This is a genomic window from Microcoleus sp. C2D2 (assembly GCF_036702495.1).
GTDB lineage: Bacteria > Cyanobacteriota > Cyanobacteriia > Cyanobacteriales > Microcoleaceae > Microcoleus.
In genome coordinates, this window is sequence record NZ_JAUBTO010000007.1 from 69,268 (window position 1) to 84,795 (window position 15,528).

At 46.4% G+C, this 15,528-nt stretch carries 10 protein-coding genes; 1 reads left to right on the forward strand and 9 read right to left on the reverse strand.

Annotated elements, in window-relative coordinates; translation table 11 throughout:
* Window positions 1-75 precede the first annotated feature (75 nt).
* The 7 genes from QUB61_RS04325 to QUB61_RS04355 all read right to left on the reverse strand — a co-directional run bounded on the left by QUB61_RS04325 (window position 76) and on the right by QUB61_RS04355 (window position 9,296).
* Window positions 76-459, reverse strand: a complete 384-nt coding sequence (locus tag QUB61_RS04325; RefSeq protein ID WP_333124368.1) for a hypothetical protein — start codon at window positions 457-459, stop codon at window positions 76-78.
* 295 nt (window positions 460-754) lie between these two features.
* Window positions 755-2,470, reverse strand: coding sequence for a HAMP domain-containing sensor histidine kinase (locus QUB61_RS04330; protein ID WP_333124371.1), 1,716 nt, complete (start codon window positions 2,468-2,470; stop codon window positions 755-757).
* Between the two features lie 803 nt (window positions 2,471-3,273).
* The gene (locus QUB61_RS04335) at window positions 3,274-3,795 is read right to left on the reverse strand and encodes a hypothetical protein (RefSeq protein ID WP_333124374.1); all 522 of its coding nucleotides are present in this window, start codon (window positions 3,793-3,795) and stop codon (window positions 3,274-3,276) included.
* 189 nt (window positions 3,796-3,984) lie between these two features.
* Complete coding sequence (locus QUB61_RS04340) at window positions 3,985-4,983, reverse strand: hypothetical protein (protein ID WP_333124376.1); 999 nt, start codon at window positions 4,981-4,983, stop codon at window positions 3,985-3,987.
* A gap of 46 nt (window positions 4,984-5,029) precedes the next feature.
* Window positions 5,030-5,602, reverse strand: a complete 573-nt coding sequence (locus QUB61_RS04345; protein WP_333124379.1) for a thermonuclease family protein — start codon at window positions 5,600-5,602, stop codon at window positions 5,030-5,032.
* 43 nt (window positions 5,603-5,645) lie between these two features.
* Window positions 5,646-5,846 (reverse strand): hypothetical protein, encoded by a 201-nt coding sequence (locus QUB61_RS04350; RefSeq protein ID WP_333124382.1) that lies wholly within the window; start codon window positions 5,844-5,846, stop codon window positions 5,646-5,648.
* Window positions 5,847-5,858: 12 nt separating this feature from the next.
* Window positions 5,859-9,296 (reverse strand): DNA polymerase I, encoded by a 3,438-nt coding sequence (locus QUB61_RS04355; protein ID WP_333189842.1) that lies wholly within the window; start codon window positions 9,294-9,296, stop codon window positions 5,859-5,861.
* A gap of 225 nt (window positions 9,297-9,521) precedes the next feature.
* On the opposite strand from QUB61_RS04355, the gene QUB61_RS04360 reads away from it, so the two are divergent.
* Window positions 9,522-10,841 carry a J domain-containing protein gene (locus tag QUB61_RS04360; protein WP_333124387.1) on the forward strand — a complete coding sequence of 440 codons (1,320 nt, stop codon included), beginning with the start codon at window positions 9,522-9,524 and terminating at the stop codon, window positions 10,839-10,841.
* 385 nt (window positions 10,842-11,226) lie between these two features.
* Here the strand turns inward: QUB61_RS04360 and QUB61_RS04365 are convergent, their stop codons facing one another.
* Window positions 11,227-12,888, reverse strand: coding sequence for an EAL domain-containing protein (locus tag QUB61_RS04365; protein WP_333124390.1), 1,662 nt, complete (start codon window positions 12,886-12,888; stop codon window positions 11,227-11,229).
* Window positions 12,888-15,257 carry a PAS domain S-box protein gene (locus QUB61_RS04370; RefSeq protein ID WP_333124393.1) on the reverse strand — a complete coding sequence of 790 codons (2,370 nt, stop codon included), beginning with the start codon at window positions 15,255-15,257 and terminating at the stop codon, window positions 12,888-12,890. Before QUB61_RS04370 ends, QUB61_RS04365 begins: the two co-directional genes overlap by 1 nt.
* Window positions 15,258-15,528: the final 271 nt, after the last annotated feature.

Consider the following 15,528-nt stretch of genomic DNA (forward strand, 5'->3'; position numbering starts at 1 on the left):
ATCGTCATTGTCTAAATAATTGGATAGAACTTCATAAAATAGAATTGTTGGCGATCGACCTTGAAAAAATGCCTCCTAAACCTGTGTTTCCTGTAACATGGGGGCAACTTGAATCTGTGGCATCGGTTCGAGGGGAGTATTTACAGGTGCGAACCTGCAATAGCACACGACAATTTTCTCAAACTCGCTGCTAGGTAAATCTTCCGAGTAAGTCTGAACTCTGACGACTTCCCAGTCTCCTACTCGGCGGTGGGTGTTCGCAGCGGGAAATTTTGGATCGGCAAACTTTTCTATCCGGTGAAATTCTGGAAATCTATACCCCGGTTGAGGAATTGGTCGGTTAGAAGAGTCGAAGTGTTCGGCAAGAATGTCAGTGAGCATTCCCGTATGCGCTAGCAGTCTGTTTTCTGCACCTTCTTCTTCAGTCAAATCAGCTCTAAAAACGATATACTTGCCCATTGCTTATTCCTCCTTGTCGTCCATATAGTCGGGAAACTGAGTTTCGCCTTCAAATACGCAATTGTACTTGAGGGTGTCGTCTCCGGTTCTTTCTATTCCTAGCAACTTCCAGCCGTACTTCTCCTACATCTTCCTACACCGCCAGCGCTCAGTTACGGCGTGCCTAGAGGTGTTGTCTTCCGGATTAAGTTCGGAACGACCGTTAGTCATTTTCCATTTTCCACTTTCTATTTTACCGATTTACGATCGCCCGATCGCCCGATCGAATTTCACTCTGATTTCACTCTAACTTCCGTCATGCCTGCATCACCACCCGTTCCGGGAGACTGACAATAAAAGTTGAACCTTTACCGTTCTCGCTTTCGACACTAATTTCGCCGCCGAGAATTTGACACAAACGCTGGCTAATTGTCAGTCCCAAACCCGTGCCTCCATACTTGCGGGTAGTCGAGGCATCAGCTTGAATAAAAGGTTTAAATATGTGCTCTAATTGCTCGTCAGTCATCCCAATACCGGTGTCGCTGACTCGAAACATTAAAACTGGAGAACTGTAGTTTGATCCCGAGTAAAAATCATTATTTTTATTGTGTTTCCCCGATCTTGATTTTTCAATTATAATTCTTTCGACGCCGATAGTAATGACGCCTTTTTCGGTAAATTTGGCCGCATTGCTGAGCAAATTGAGGAGAATTTGCCGCACTTTCGGTTGGTCGGCGTACATTGTGCCGAGTTCGCCTGTGGTTTTCAGTGCTAAAGCATTGCCTTTTTTTTCTACCAGCGGTTGAGCCGTAGTCATCACTTCTTCAATCATCGTCGCCACGTCGAAGTTTTCTAAATAAAGAGTGACGTGACCGGCTTCTATTTTGGAAATGTCGAGGATGTCGCTAATCATGTCCAGAAGGTGTTTGCCTGCGGTCTGAATTTTTTCTAAGTCGGGGAGAAAATCTTCGGGACCGGAATCTAGAGCATCTTCTTGCAGCATTTCGCTGTAGTTGATGATGGCATTGAGGGGGGTGCGGAGTTCGTGGCTCATGTTGGCGAGAAATGCACTTTTGGAGCGGTTGGCAGCTTCGGCTGCTACTTTTGCTTCGTGCAAGTCTTCTGTATATTCTGCTACCCGCTGAATGAGTTGGTTGAGAGAAATTGCTAGCCTTCCCACTTCGTCGGAAGTAGTGACGGGTACTTGCAAATCAAAGTTTGATTCTTCGGTAACTCGCTGAGCGATGAGAGTAGTAGCATCTAGGGGGTCGGCGATCGCCCCGCTGGTGTATCCTGCAAGTAAGGCTGCCATACCGGCGGATACTGCTAGAGAGCAAACCAGAATCAGAGTTCCAAGTTGTTCTGCTTCCTGGTAGGTTCTAAATGCCTCATCTGCTCGATCGCGAAAGTTGCCCGCCAGTTTGGCTGAATCCTCGGAAAACAGTTGGAGTTTCACAGCAGTTTCGCCAGCCACAAAATTGTTCAAGTTCCGCCGCAAAGCCTCCTTCTGCTTCGGATTCAAAGCAGATAATTTCGCAGCCGCCAACAATTTTTGTACTTGTTGAAAGTATGATTCTACGGTTTTGCCGTTGGCTTCAGCGAACTGTTGAAGCAGTTGGTAGTCTTTGGCAATCTCGGGATTCTTCGTCGGTGGAAAAGTTTGCAGTTGTTCGAGGATGCCGCTCATCTGAGCCACGCGAGTCAGGAATTCCGAGCGTTGGCGATCGAAAATTTGTGGTTTTGCCGTCAGACTCGGCAGCTCTTGCTGTTGAATTCTGACTTCCTGCACCGTGTTATTGAGGTTTGCCAGGATTTCCGCTTTATCTCGGTCGATCGCTAGTTTTTCTCTAACTTGCTGTTTGTGATAGGATTCTACTCCCCGTCCCCCCACAGCACCCAAAACGGCAATACCAATGACCAAGGCGTATCCGCAGCCGATTTTCTGCCTGATACCCAAGCGACCCAACAGACTTTTCAACCCTATTTGAGGACAGTTCTGCAGTTTATTTTTCAAGACTAAGGTTAAAGACATGGGCAATGTACTCGTCACCTTTGAGAGGCACCATCTATATTCTAATTGATACCTGCCTGAGGGTAATTGACACTCCCCAACCTAAAGGATGGGGATTCTTAATTCAGCGACTGACCTTTAAGTGTTGCGTCCTTACGGCAATACTCAAACCTTTTAACCGTAGAAATCCTACCAATCAATGAGCCTGAGCAAGCAGCCACCCCAGAGGGTCTATCTCCAAAAGCGTACTAGGATATTGACCTAGAGTTTGGGTATGCCCTACCCTACCTAACAAAAGTAAATTGCTTGTTTTTCTGGTTGTGAGACTGTATTAAGCCTCTAGCTGTTTTAAGAGTTTTCGCCGCTCTTTGTCCCCCGATTAACGCCTAAAAGTGTGTCTGAGTCCCTGTTTCACTTCGGGCGAAGGAGTTTAACCTTGACTGTTCTAGTATACCACAGACATTAGGAATCCCCTGATTTTTAGCAAGGGATTTAAGAAATTAAAGCCGTCCTAAAGGATGGGGTTTTAAACCCATTTCTCTGATCAAGTTCTGTCCTCGGGTCAGGTTTCGGCTATTATGGGGTCTTTGCAGGGTTCCACAGCTCGCTCGGCTTGACAGTTTGGACGAGTTATGCTTAACAAATTATAGCAGAAGCAGGAAGGAAGAAACAGTCAAAGGGAGGATTTGAGTCATTAAAAACGTCTTCACCGTCGGGCGTGGTGGCGATATTATCAGGCGCGAGTTATAAGTTGCAAGTTATGAGTTAGATTTCTGATTCAAAACTCTACTCTACTCGCAACCCACAACTCGATCGCTGTTCCTCTACTGGCAAAGTCGAAATTGTGCTATCTCAGCAGGAATATTTGAAGCATTAGGTACGCTAGCTCTTGCTGGCACGAAGATTCCCATGCCGAAACTGCAACCCTCTGCCTTCGTGCATTCGCCCGGTTTGGCAGTGATTTGATATTCGCCTTGAGATGGGGGAGTAAAAGAGATTGACGCCAGTTCGCCCGTCTTTTGACTCGCAGCTATTTCCTGGCCGCTGGCATCCTTGAGAGATAATTTTAAATCCTGGCAATTTCCGTCGCAAGTGGCAACAAAAACATACTCAACATCAGGATGCAGGGTGGCTCTAAAAGGAGAGGAAACTTGCTTGCGAACTTGACCCAGCAACGGCACAAATACTAATTTTTGACCGTTGCCTTTCCGCTGGTCAACTTCTGTTTTCAAGCGACAAACAACCGTTTTTTGGTCCTCGGTCAGTTCTTGAGCAATAGCATTTCCTACGATTGCAGTACCGAGGATCAGAGCCATGCCGGAAATAACCAGATGTTTGAAATTCATTGATGTCCCTTAAAGTGAATTTTTTGCTAATTGATTGGACTTGCACAAAGAATCTATCGGTAGGGTACGTCTCGGCGCGCCTTACTGCGACAGGTAGTGTCTAATTTAGCAGGCCTGATGCAGCACTGTCTATTTGCAAAGGCAATTGATTAAATTGTCCCTATATACAATCGAGATGCTGCTAGTAGACTACCAATTGCCATCTCTGACTCCATCGGGATCGACTTTGAGCTTTTTAATTTCTGCTTGAGGAATGTCAACAGATGTATCGTCTTGCTGCGGTGCAAATCCCTGATTTTCGTCCATCTCTTTGACAGATTTGACTTGAGAAAGGATAGTTGAGGCTGCGACATCGCCTTTTTGTTCGTCGTAAAGGTCGAACCAAGGAAGATGGTATTCACTGTAAGTTTTGGCAGAAACGGGCGTGTTTGGCGGTTCTTTACCAGTGATTTCCCGATACATCATGCTATTAACAATGTGGACGTAGACTCTGCCAAAATTTGTCTCGTCCCAGGTGTTGATACCGTAACTATCGGGATAAATTTCTTGTTTCATTTTACCACCTGCTGCTAATCCCATTTCCGCACTACCAAATGCGAGACTACCCGCAGGTGCAAAATCACCAAAACCTCTACCTCTCATTAATTGCGAGGGCGGCGGTTCTTCTGGAAATAACCCTGGTTTCGGATCGAATACAATGATTTGAATGCCGCCAAATTCTTCTTTACCAGTTACTTGTCCTTCGACAGTGTAACCCATACCCAGAGGCATAGCAACAAATTGGCGGATGTAACCTTCACCAGAATTGATACCATCTAACCAGGGTTGATCGGGACAAATGACATAATCTTGGTCATCAGCTTGCAGTTTTTGGTGCCAAGGTTTGCCTGAAACGGCATTGATTTTACCAACAGCAATTTTAACAGCATTGGGTCGCCAACTAACGCCTCTAAAATCAATCCACAAAGCTTCCCGTTGATACATGGGAATAAACACGCCCCCGTGTTCTTTCCAAGTTTCAGGTACTGTAGAAATGTAGTCATCAACTTTGCAGACTGGAAACTTGCCTAATCCCGGCGGTAAGGGATAGGTTTTACCGTCGTCGGGTATCCGCAAAGTGCGTTCAAAATTCAGGGAGAAGTGTTTACCGAAACAGATAGCGTTCTTTTTTACGGTGATTTCTAACATGGGCATCCTTAGATAAAGAACAATTACCAGAAAATCAAAATTTCGCTCATTTGTCGTTCTGTCTAAATTGCCAAGCTGGCACAAACTTGGAATCACCCCAAACGCCGCGGCGATTTTTCTTAGCTTCGGCTTCGGCTTGTTGCAGAACACTTGCACTCGGACAGTTTTTCAAGTAAGGACGGTAAACCATTGCTAATCCTTCGCGCGTCAAAACTTCTTGGGCAAATGTGCCGTTTGGCAAGCGAACTTCGCTAACTTTGCGGCCGTAGCGGTCAGTATCGGTGACGGTCAAAACAACGCGACCGCCCCCTTGTTTGACTAGCTGCTGCATTCTTTGGTGGGCTAGATTTCCCCACTTAAATTGATTTTTTTTTGCTGATGCTTTGCTATTTTTCTCAGCATTGGTGTGGGCGACTTCCGGTGCATCTATGCAGGCAAAACGCACTTTGATATCTTTTCCAGCGCTATCGCTGGCGACCAGGGTGTCGCCGTCGCTAACTCGCTTTACAGGATAGTTGTTGGGCGCTAAGTTTTGTGGACACCCGAATAGTAGCAATAGCACGATCGCTGCACTTAAGCTTTTTATTTTTGGGAAAATGGCAATTTTAGTTTTGCTCATATTTCTGTCTGTCTATTAGTTTACATTTATGTGGTGAGTTTAATTAACCGATCGCACTTTCAGTCTTTCCCGAACGCCAAGCGTGAAAAACCATGCGGGCGCACGTACCGCTAGCTTGGGAAATATTAACAGCTTTGATGTCGCGAAATCCTGCACTTTCCAGCATCCCTTTTACCGCCTGACCATTTGGTCCGAACCAATTCGTCTGGTCATTATTCAGTTCGCCGCCAGAGTAATTCGCCACTATTGCTGCTGTCTATTTTGTTTCCATCCAATTTTGCCCTGCGTGGATGTCAACTATCAGCGGTACCATACCTGGCGCATTTTCCTCCGCACTTGTATTTTTCGGCAGAGCATTTTCCATCGCACTTCTAATTTTCGGAGCATTTTCCATCGCACTTCTAATTTTCGGCTGCAATTCTTCCCATTCATCGGGAGGTACTTCAAATATTAATTCGTCGTGAACTTGCAGCAGCAGCCGCGCCTGATAGTTTTGCAAAATTTTGCTTACTTCAATCATGGCAAGTTTAATGATATCAGCACTAGAGCCTTGAATCGGAGCGTTGGCTGCGGCGCGCAAAGATTGGGCATCATCTCTGCTGAGAGATTTAAGTCTATCGGAGTGAATGTCTTGGGGATTGCGGCCTTTTAAGTCGCGGAGGCTTTCGCTCTCGAAGTTCAAGTAGCGGCGGCGGCCGAGTATTGTGGTAACGTATCCGAGGGCGATCGCCTCTTTTTTTACTTTCTCCAAAAATTCAAAAACCTTACTGTAACGCTCGTTAAATCGCTTAATAAACTCTTTGCCGTCTGCTGAAGTTTTGCCCATCGAGCGCCCAAACTTAATCGCCCCCATACCGTAAACTACCCCAAAATTAATCGTTTTGCCAAACCTGCGCTCGTCGGGAGTTATTTCTTCCTTTTCAAACAACAGTTGAGCCGTCACGGTATGCACGTCTCGATTGTTTTGGTAAGCTTCGATTAAAACAGGTTCTTGACTCAAATGAGCTAAAATCCGCAGTTCAATTTGAGAATAGTCAGCCGACACCATCAGCCAACCTGCTTCTGGTACAAAAGCCTTGCGAATTTGCCTAGAAAATTCCGTACCGATTGGAATATTCTGCAAATTAGGATTAGAAGAAGACAGACGACCTGTGTCTGTAACAGTTTGATTGAAATCAGTATGCAATCGCTGAGTATCGGGACGCACCCGCTTCGGTATAGCATCTACATAGGTAGAGTAAAGCTTTTGCAGGGTACGGTAATCTAAGATAGCATCGACAACTTTATGGTCTCCTTGCAAATTTTCTAGGAAGGAAGCATCGGTGGAGTAAAAGCCTGTCGCGGTTTTACGAGACTTTTTGGTGTCTAGCTTGAGTATGTCAAACAGCAGTTCGCTCAACTGGGATGGTGAGTTCAACTTTAAAAGTTTACTCGGTGCTGTGCTGTCAACTTTCTGCTTAATTTCAGCCAAATTAAGGTTATTTTTTGGCAATATTTTCTTGAGGTAAGGCTTTAAAATTGCACTAGGTACGGCTTCGTAAACTTTCTGAGGAACCTTCCCTAAAGTGGGTTCGATATGTTCGATTTTTTCGGCTATATAAGCCTTGAAATCCTCAAGAGGTATGGCGTTATAAATTTCCTGTTCAATTGCTGCTAATTGCGGTTCCAGTTTATTGGAGAGTTCTTTAAGATATCCTGTGTCTATGCGAACCCCCTGATATTCCATTTCTGCTAAAACTGGTTCTAGGGGCTGTTCTACTTCCAGCAGCAACTTGTGCAAAGACTTATCGGGAAAGCTAGATTCATCAGCTTTATCCAATTCTGCTCTAAGTTTATTTACTAGCCTAAATGTGGTGTAGACATCCATGCCGCAGTAGTCGGCTACTTTTACAATACTGATGTCAGCAATTGTTTTGTTTTTCGACACTAATTCATTGTAAGTTGTGGCAACAATGCCTAAGTATTTCTTTGACAATTCGCTGAGGCTGTGGCTGGTTTCGGGATTGAGTACGTAACTGGCTAGCATGGTGTCGAAGACAACTCCTGCTAGTTTAATTCCTTGACAGCGCAGGATCGATCGATCGAACTTAGCATTTTGCAGCGCTTTGGGATAATTCTCGCTTTCCAAAATCGGACGCAAAGCATTTAAAACTGTGGCTTTGTCCAAGTTTGTGCCCGTTTTGTGTCCCGTGGGAATGTAAGCGAGATCTTCTTCACCGATTCCCCAACAGCAGCCAATTCCGACTAATTCGGCGTCTCGCGGTTCGATGGCGGTGGTTTCGGTATCCCACGCCACGGGTGAGGCTTTGTCGGTGAAGGTTTGCAGCAGTTCGACTAATTCGTTTAACTGTTCGGTTGTTTGAATTATTCGGGGTTTAATTGGCAGTTTTTTCTGTTGCTGAGCGGCTATGGTATCATCATGACTCCAAAACCATAAGGCATTTTCTTCTGAACTTTCAGAAGTTGGAGGTGACTTATCTATTGTGGGGTGGGCATCTTGCCCGCCCAAAGAAACAGGCAAGATGCCTGTTCCACTGTCTGTTGAATTGATTGTGGGGTGGGCATCTTGCCCGCCCTTTGCCACAGGCAAGATGCCTGTTCCACTGTCTGTGGAATTGATTGTGGGGTGGGCATCTTGCCCGCCCAAAGAAACAGGCAAGATGCCTGTTCCACTGTCTGTGGAATTGATTGTGGGGTGGGCATCTTGCCCGCCCTTTGCCACAGGCAAGATGCCTGTTCCACTGTCGGTCAATGGCTCTTCTGTGCCGCCGAAGCGCTTTTGAATTTGTTTAACTTTGCTTAAAAATGTTTTAAATTCCAACTTTTCCAGCATGGGAATCAAGGCTGATTCGTCAAAACCTATAAGCTGGCAATCTTCTAAGTTGATTTCTAATGGCACGTCTTGGACAATTGTCGCCATGCGCTGAGAATGATAAGCAGCTTCTTTGCCTTCTTCTAGCTTTTTCTTAGTTGCTCCTTTAATCTCGTCGAGGGCTGCATAAATGCCGTCCAGGGAATTGTAAGCTTCCAGCAATTGCAGGGCGGTTTTGTCGCCGATGCCTTTGACTCCGGGGATGTTGTCGGATTTGTCGCCGCACAAAGCTTTGTAATCTATTACTTGTTGGGGCAAAATACCGAGTTTGGCTTTGACTTCTTCCGGGCCGTATTCTTGGGATTTGCCTTTGCCCGATCGCCTGAGTTCATCGGTACTCAAATATAATACGCTGATTTGTTTTTCGGTTTCTACTAATTGAAACAAATCTCGATCGCCCGTGAGGATTTTGACCTGATAACCCGCCGCGCTGGCTTTGTTTGCCAAAGTTCCCAAAACATCGTCCGCCTCGTAGCCGGGAGCAGTTATTGCAGGTAAATTCAAATAGGTGAGGAGTTCTTGCAGGTTTTTGATATCGGGAATAAAATCTTCGGGAGTTTCCGCACGACCGGCTTTGTAAGTTTCGTCTGCTTCGTGGCGAAATGTGGGTGTGGCGAGGTCAAAGGCGATCGCCATGTACTGGGGGTCGTGGGCCGCCATTACTTCCAGCAGCGACTTGAGAAAGCCAAAACAGACGCTGGTGGGAATCCCTGTCGTAGTTCGCAAGCCTCCGTCTCGACTTTTGGCAAAGGCGAAGTAGGAGCGAAAGGCCAGGGAGTGACCGTCAACTAAGATGAAGATGGGAGCTTGATTTGCGGACACAGACACAAATACCGATCGCACGAAAGGATTTTCTCATTGTAGCTAGTTGTCAGTCTGCATCGATCGACCCTAGGGATGGCCTACAGACTTGAGGACGCTTGACACTCGATCGGATCTCGGCTTACTGTGCAGCTTGGCTGAGAATAGTACAAGATGTTAAGTGCGATTCCTGCTCCCGATAGCTTCGCTTCACGCGAATTTACCAAGACCTGCCGATCGAAGCCTATGGCTGACATTAATCAATGCTACGAAATCCTCGAAATTGAGCCGGGAAGTTCCCTAGAAGAAATTAAGCGCGCTTACAGGGATTTAGCGTTTGTGTGGCATCCCGATCGGTTTGCCCACAATGACCGCCTGCAACAAAAAGCTCACCAAAGATTAACAGAAATTAATGAAGCTTACCAGCAGTTGGTGTTGTTTCTGAGTCAGCCTGAATCGAAGTCGATCGAAAAACAGTTTCAGCAGCAGTCGCCCCCGCCGGAAAAGCCGCTGAGAAGGCGTTCTGCAAAATCAGCCACCAGACCTGGTTCCCAGCGCCGTCAAACCCGCCCAAAAGCCGCCTCCCCAAAATTTTCAACTCAAAAGAACTCTTCAAGCAAGAAACGATTTTCAACTCAAAATCGCCAAGGGTGGGGCCCAAGAAAGCAACCAGGGCGAAGCGTTGCTGCGAAAGCGCGGCCATCTCAAAACTATCCAAACCTTACCTCGAAAAGGAAAAAAGAATTTTCAACTCAATACTCAAAACCGCCAAGCGCGCCGAGGGAAGTGCGGTCATCTCAACACTATTCAAGCTTCCCTTGGGGGCCGCTGGCAGTCGCCGTGGCGAGTTACGCTTTGACCGGTTGGATTTTGACGGTATCAGTCGCCCCGCTGTGGATGTGGACTTTAATCTGCGGTGCAGATTGGCTGTGGGCCGCGATTTTGCTGGCGGAGGGTTCGGCAACGCCCAGAGTGTGGCTGGCGGCGTTAGTTTTGGCTGGGGCGGTAGGGGGGTCGATCGCCGGTTTTCAGGCGGGAGGAATGGTAACAGGGGCTGCTTGGGGCGCCGTTGGGGCTGGTTTGGGGGCGATCGCCAGTTCCGAGGCCGAGTCTCGGGCTGTGGCTGCTGTTTTGGCGGTGGCGGGAGTGGTGACAGTGGTGGGATTGATGGCTGGAACTGGTTCTGGGGATTGGGTTAAGGCGTTGGTGGCGGCCGTGTGTTGGGCGATTGTCGGCTTGACGTGCGGGCTGGCGACGGAACTAGGGGTGAATTCTGGCGGCCCTGTCGGGCTCTCTGGTGCGATCGGGCTGGGGATTGGGGCCTGGGCGGGGGTTTTGGCTGGGGCGGGTTCGGGGGCGATCGCCCAAGCCTTGGGCATCGCCGGGTCTAAGACTGTTTATGGGGCTTGGGCGGCGGTCGGCATTATTGCTGGAGTCGTGGCGCGGATGGTAGCCGGAGAAAGGTTGATCGACACCGGCAGCGAGGTTTACACGTTTATCCTGTTGGTGGCTACTTCCAGTTTCGGGCTGTGGCTGGGAAGTTGGTTGGTCGATCGTATCTTTTAAATTAGTCAGCAGTCATTAGTCATTAGTCATTAGTCATTAGTCATTAGTCATTAGTCCTTAGTCCTTAGTCCTTAGTCCTTAGTCCTTAGTCCTTAGTCCTTAGTCCTTAGTCCTTAGTTTTTAGCAAAAATTTCCAATTTCCAATTACCTCTTACACCAATTACCAATTACCTCTTACCCTATTTTATAGCAACTCCCAAGACGACTAGGACATTATTAATTGCTGAACTCCTCGCTTTTGTTCCGGCTGCTATCGGACTTCTTCCTTCTCCTATATAGCGGTTCTTAAGAAAGTGAGGTATGCCCTATGCCCTATGCCCACGGAGGCCTATGCCCACGGAGGCCACGGAGGCCTATGCACGTCGGAACATGTTACTGAGAAAGGCTATATATCCCAGCACTTATCGCTTTTCAGCAGCGCTTCAAACTCAGCCCTTGGCAAAGCCGGACTGAAAAAATAACCTTGAATTTCGTCGCACCCGTGAGCGCACAAAAAAGCAAGTTCCGACTCATTTTCTACCCCCTCAGCAATCACAGTCATGTTCATGTAGTGGGCCATTTGAATAATTGCTATTGTAATCGCTGCATTTTGGCGATCGTCTGCAAGATCGCGAATAAAACTCTTGTCAATTTTGATCGCATCAAACGGAAAGCGTTTCGGATAACTCAAAGAAGAATAACCAGTGCCAAAATCATCAATTGCTATCCTAATCCCCATATCTCTCCACACCGTAAAAGCTTGATGGGCTGCCGTTTCATCTTGCAAAATCAGACCTTCCGTCAATTCTAATTCCAGACATTTAGGATCGAGATTAGTTTCTCTCAATATCTGGCTGACTCTCTCCGTCAAATTTTTTTGCTCAAACTGGCGGGCTGACAAATTGACTGCTACCCGCAGCGGAGGCAAACCCTGTGTTTGCCAAGCTTTAGTTTGCTTGCAAGCAGTCTCTAACACCCATTCGCCCAGCGGTGCAATCAAGCCCATTTCTTCAGCCATTGGAATAAATTCTCCCGGGGAAACTCTGCCCCTTTCTGGATGATTCCAGCGCACCAAAGCTTCAGCACCAATAATTTTTCCTGTTTTAATTTCTATTTGCGGCTCATAATAAACTTCAAATTCCGAGCGTTTTAAAGCATTGCGGAGACAAGTTTCTTGAGTAAATATATTGATGGAACTATTCGCGACTTTTGCCATATAAAACTGATAATTATTACCACCTTGTTGCTGAGAATTGTACATAGCTGTATAAGCATTTTTCAGCAGTTGGTCTCCATCGCTGGCGTCGCTTGGAGATAAAGAAATGCCGATACTTGCCGTGAGGTAAAGTTCTGAGCCTTTGACAATCATAGGTTGGGCTACAATATCTAAAATATTTTGAGCAATCTTGGCAGCCTCCTGTTTTTCAGTAACTGGTTGGATAACAATTGCAAATTCGGCAGCTTCCAAACGAGCCACAATATTAATGTTCTCCCCGCAGTTACTCAGCCGCTGCGCAACTTTGCAAAGTACCGAGTCGCCGATATCGTGTCCCAAGGTACTGTTAATCCGGTTAATTCTATCTAAACTGAGAGTGATAACGGGAATCATTGCTGGCAATTCTTTTTGCTTGTCTAATACCTGATTTAGCTGTTCTCGCAACAGCGAACGATTTGGCAAGTTTGTCAAGCTATCGTACTCATGTCGGTGGAGAGCTAATTGAATAGTTGTGTGCAAGTTTTTTTCCTCAAAGGGTTTGACAATATAGCCGAAGGGTTTGGTCGCATTGACGCGCCGCAAAGTGTTTTCGTCAGCATAAGCTGTCAGATAAACTACCGGGATTTGAAAGCGCGAGCGAATTTCTGCTGCTGCTGTAATGCCGTCGATTTCTCCTTGCAGGTTAACATCCATCAAAACCAAATCCGGCCGGCATTTTGCTGCCGCTTCAATCGCTTCTTCTCCCGAATAGACCATACCAGTTATTCGATAACCTAGAGATATTAAACTGTCGGAAATGTCTTCTGCAATGATGCTCTCGTCTTCAACTATCAAAATTTTTTTCTTGCACATTAAATTCTCTCCTTAGAATGCAATTTTGGTTGGGAAAAGGTTATTTTAAAAGTCGTGCCAGCAGTTTCTAACAGTTCTATTTTTCCCCGGATTTGCTTAACTAAAGACCCGACCAGTCGCAAACCCAACGTTCGGGCTTTTCGATAATCTAAGTCTTGAGGAAAACCAATTCCGCTGTCGCTCACGGTTAGCACGCAAACTCTGTTATCTAAAGTGAAATCTATGTTAATTTTACCTTTAACTTGTCCTGTAAAAGCATATTTTAGGGCATTTGTCACAAGCTCGTTGATAATTAATCCGCAAGGAACAGCCGTATCAATATTAAGAGAACACTGCGCTATATTTGTTTGCAACTTAATGCCTTGTGCGTGAATTTCATAAGCTTGGAATAAATTGTGGGCTAGATTTTGGATATATTCAGCAAAGTCAATGTTTGACAAGTCTTTGGATTGATACAATTGTTCGTGAACCAGGGCCATTGAGCGGACTCGGTTTTGACTTTCTTTTAACATTTCACTAACCCGGCTGTCTTGGATGTAGCGGGACTGAAGTTTGAGTAAACTGGAAATAACTTGGAGGTTGTTTTTGACGCGGTGGTGAATTTCTTTGAGGAGAACTTCTTTTTCTGCGAGGGATGCTTTGATGCCATCCTCGTCGCGCTTGCGATCGGTAATGTCCCGCACTACTGCTTGAATTATTTTTCGCTCGTTAATTTCCATTGCATTTAATAGCACTTCGGCAGGGAATTCTGAACCGTCTACCCGTTTGTGTATCCAGTCAAAGCGACAGCTACCTGTTTGCATTGCTGTCGATATTCTCTCTGCTTCTAGACTGGATGAGTCTTGTCCGTTTGGCTGAAATTGCGGGGAAAATTCGCTCATTTTCTTGCCGTAAAACTGTTCTTTATTGCAGCAGCCAAAGATTGTTAAGGTGGCGTGGTTGCAGTCAAAAAAACCTTGTTCGTCGAGCAGCATTACTGCGTCGCTGGTGGCTTCGTAAAGGCTGCGGAATTTGTGTTCCGACTCTTGCAAAGAAGCGATTAATTTGGTTTTTTGAGCTTCGGCGCGCTTGCGCTCGGTAATGTCTATCCCTACCGAAACTGCTGCGGTTCCCTGATGATATTTCTGAGCTACTATCAAATAATTTCGGACGGAACCGTTATTTTCTAGGTCTATTTCTTGCCAGATTTGCTGAGATGAACTGTCAAAAAATTTTCGGATCAGTTCTCCAAAATTCGAGCCTTTTTCGAGAAAGTTTATTTCTTGACCGACAAAGCTTTCAGGAGACAGTTTGAACGAGGTTGCTAAGTGCTTGTTGACTCCAATATACCGCAAATCTGAACTGATCCAAGAAATTAGTCCGGGCACGGCATCCAAGACGGCGCGAAGTTGGTCTGTAGCTTCTTGGAGTGCTTCTTCCGATCGCAAGCGATCGCTAATATCTGTCGCGGTTCCGCACAAGCCTATAATAGCGCCGTTTTCAGCTTGGTTGACGATGCTGTTGACGCGCAGGTGGACGGGAGTACCGTCTTTGCGAATGTGTACTGTTTCGTAAGCAGAATTAGCGGTTTGTGGCCCAACGCTGGTTCTCGCTAAAAGTTGCGCAAATATTTCTCTTGGTCGAGTTTTTTGCCCGGGAACTAAAAAATCTGTGAAGCGGCGGCCGATCATTTCTGGCGGTTCGTAACCGTAGATGCGTTTGGCGGCGGAATTGACAAAAGTCAAGAACCCTTCAATATCGATCGACCAAATCAATTCTTGGGAGGTTTCTACGAGGTTGCGGTACTTTTTTTCGCTTTCGGCAAGTGCTGCATTGAAGACTGCCGTTTGCTGCTGAAGTCTGTCTTCTAATTCTTGATTTGCCACGAACAGAGTTGCGATGGACTGCTCGGGCTCGGTAATTTGAGTAGAAACACCGACTGCGCCGACAACTTCGCCGTTTCCATCTCGCAGGGCTGCGGATCGAATGGAGTAAATACAATGCCCCTCTCGGGCTTTCCAAGTGCGATCGTTTCCTGCTAGTACCTCGGCAATATTTTCTAACATATTTGGCTGGCTGCTGTAAACTTCAAAAATCGACAGCCCTACAGTTGCACCTGGTTGGAGTCCCAAATTTTCTAATCCTTTGCCTTCTGCAAGGGTTAACTTGCCGTCTCTGTCTGTTGCCCACAGGAAAATCGAGGCACAACTGACGGCGGCCAGCAGGGTTTCGTTCGCTTGTTTGAGCCGATCGATTTCTGCGTGAAGCCGCTCCTGGGTGCTGTTTAATTCTACCGTTAGTCGATCGGCTTTGTGCTGCCAACTGGCAGCAGTGTCGCACATTTCTGCGAGATTGCGGGAAGGACAGATGGATTGGTTGCAGTGTGACATGGTTACTCTGGGTTGCACTGTATATTTAACCCCAGCCTATCTTTTAAGCATAAACTTTTTCAGTCAAATATTACCGTTAGCTGCGATACTCAGCCGAGCCAGATGCGATAGTTTAAAGCTAGTTTAAACGATTCAGGAATTGCGGCTGGCTCCGGCTTTCTGGCGACTGTTCAGAAATTGACAATCAGGTGAATAATGCCTGTGAATCGGTACTTGTACTGTAAGTATGTGTAGTCGTGCAAAAAAAAGTTCCGCCATCCTCGGTTTACAC

Bases quoted from the DNA above. Each gene is read 5' to 3' on its own strand.
- QUB61_RS04325 (WP_333124368.1), bottom strand. From the start codon at position 459: ATGGGCAAGTATATCGTTTTTAGAGCTGATTTGACTGAAGAAGAAGGT.
- QUB61_RS04330 (WP_333124371.1), bottom strand. From the start codon at position 2,470: ATGTCTTTAACCTTAGTCTTGAAAAATAAACTGCAGAACTGTCCTCAA.
- QUB61_RS04335 (WP_333124374.1), bottom strand. From the start codon at position 3,795: ATGAATTTCAAACATCTGGTTATTTCCGGCATGGCTCTGATCCTCGGT.
- QUB61_RS04340 (WP_333124376.1), bottom strand. From the start codon at position 4,983: ATGTTAGAAATCACCGTAAAAAAGAACGCTATCTGTTTCGGTAAACAC.
- QUB61_RS04345 (WP_333124379.1), bottom strand. From the start codon at position 5,602: ATGAGCAAAACTAAAATTGCCATTTTCCCAAAAATAAAAAGCTTAAGT.
- QUB61_RS04360 (WP_333124387.1), top strand. From the start codon at position 9,522: ATGGCTGACATTAATCAATGCTACGAAATCCTCGAAATTGAGCCGGGA.
- QUB61_RS04365 (WP_333124390.1), bottom strand. From the start codon at position 12,888: ATGTGCAAGAAAAAAATTTTGATAGTTGAAGACGAGAGCATCATTGCA.
- QUB61_RS04370 (WP_333124393.1), bottom strand. From the start codon at position 15,257: ATGTCACACTGCAACCAATCCATCTGTCCTTCCCGCAATCTCGCAGAA.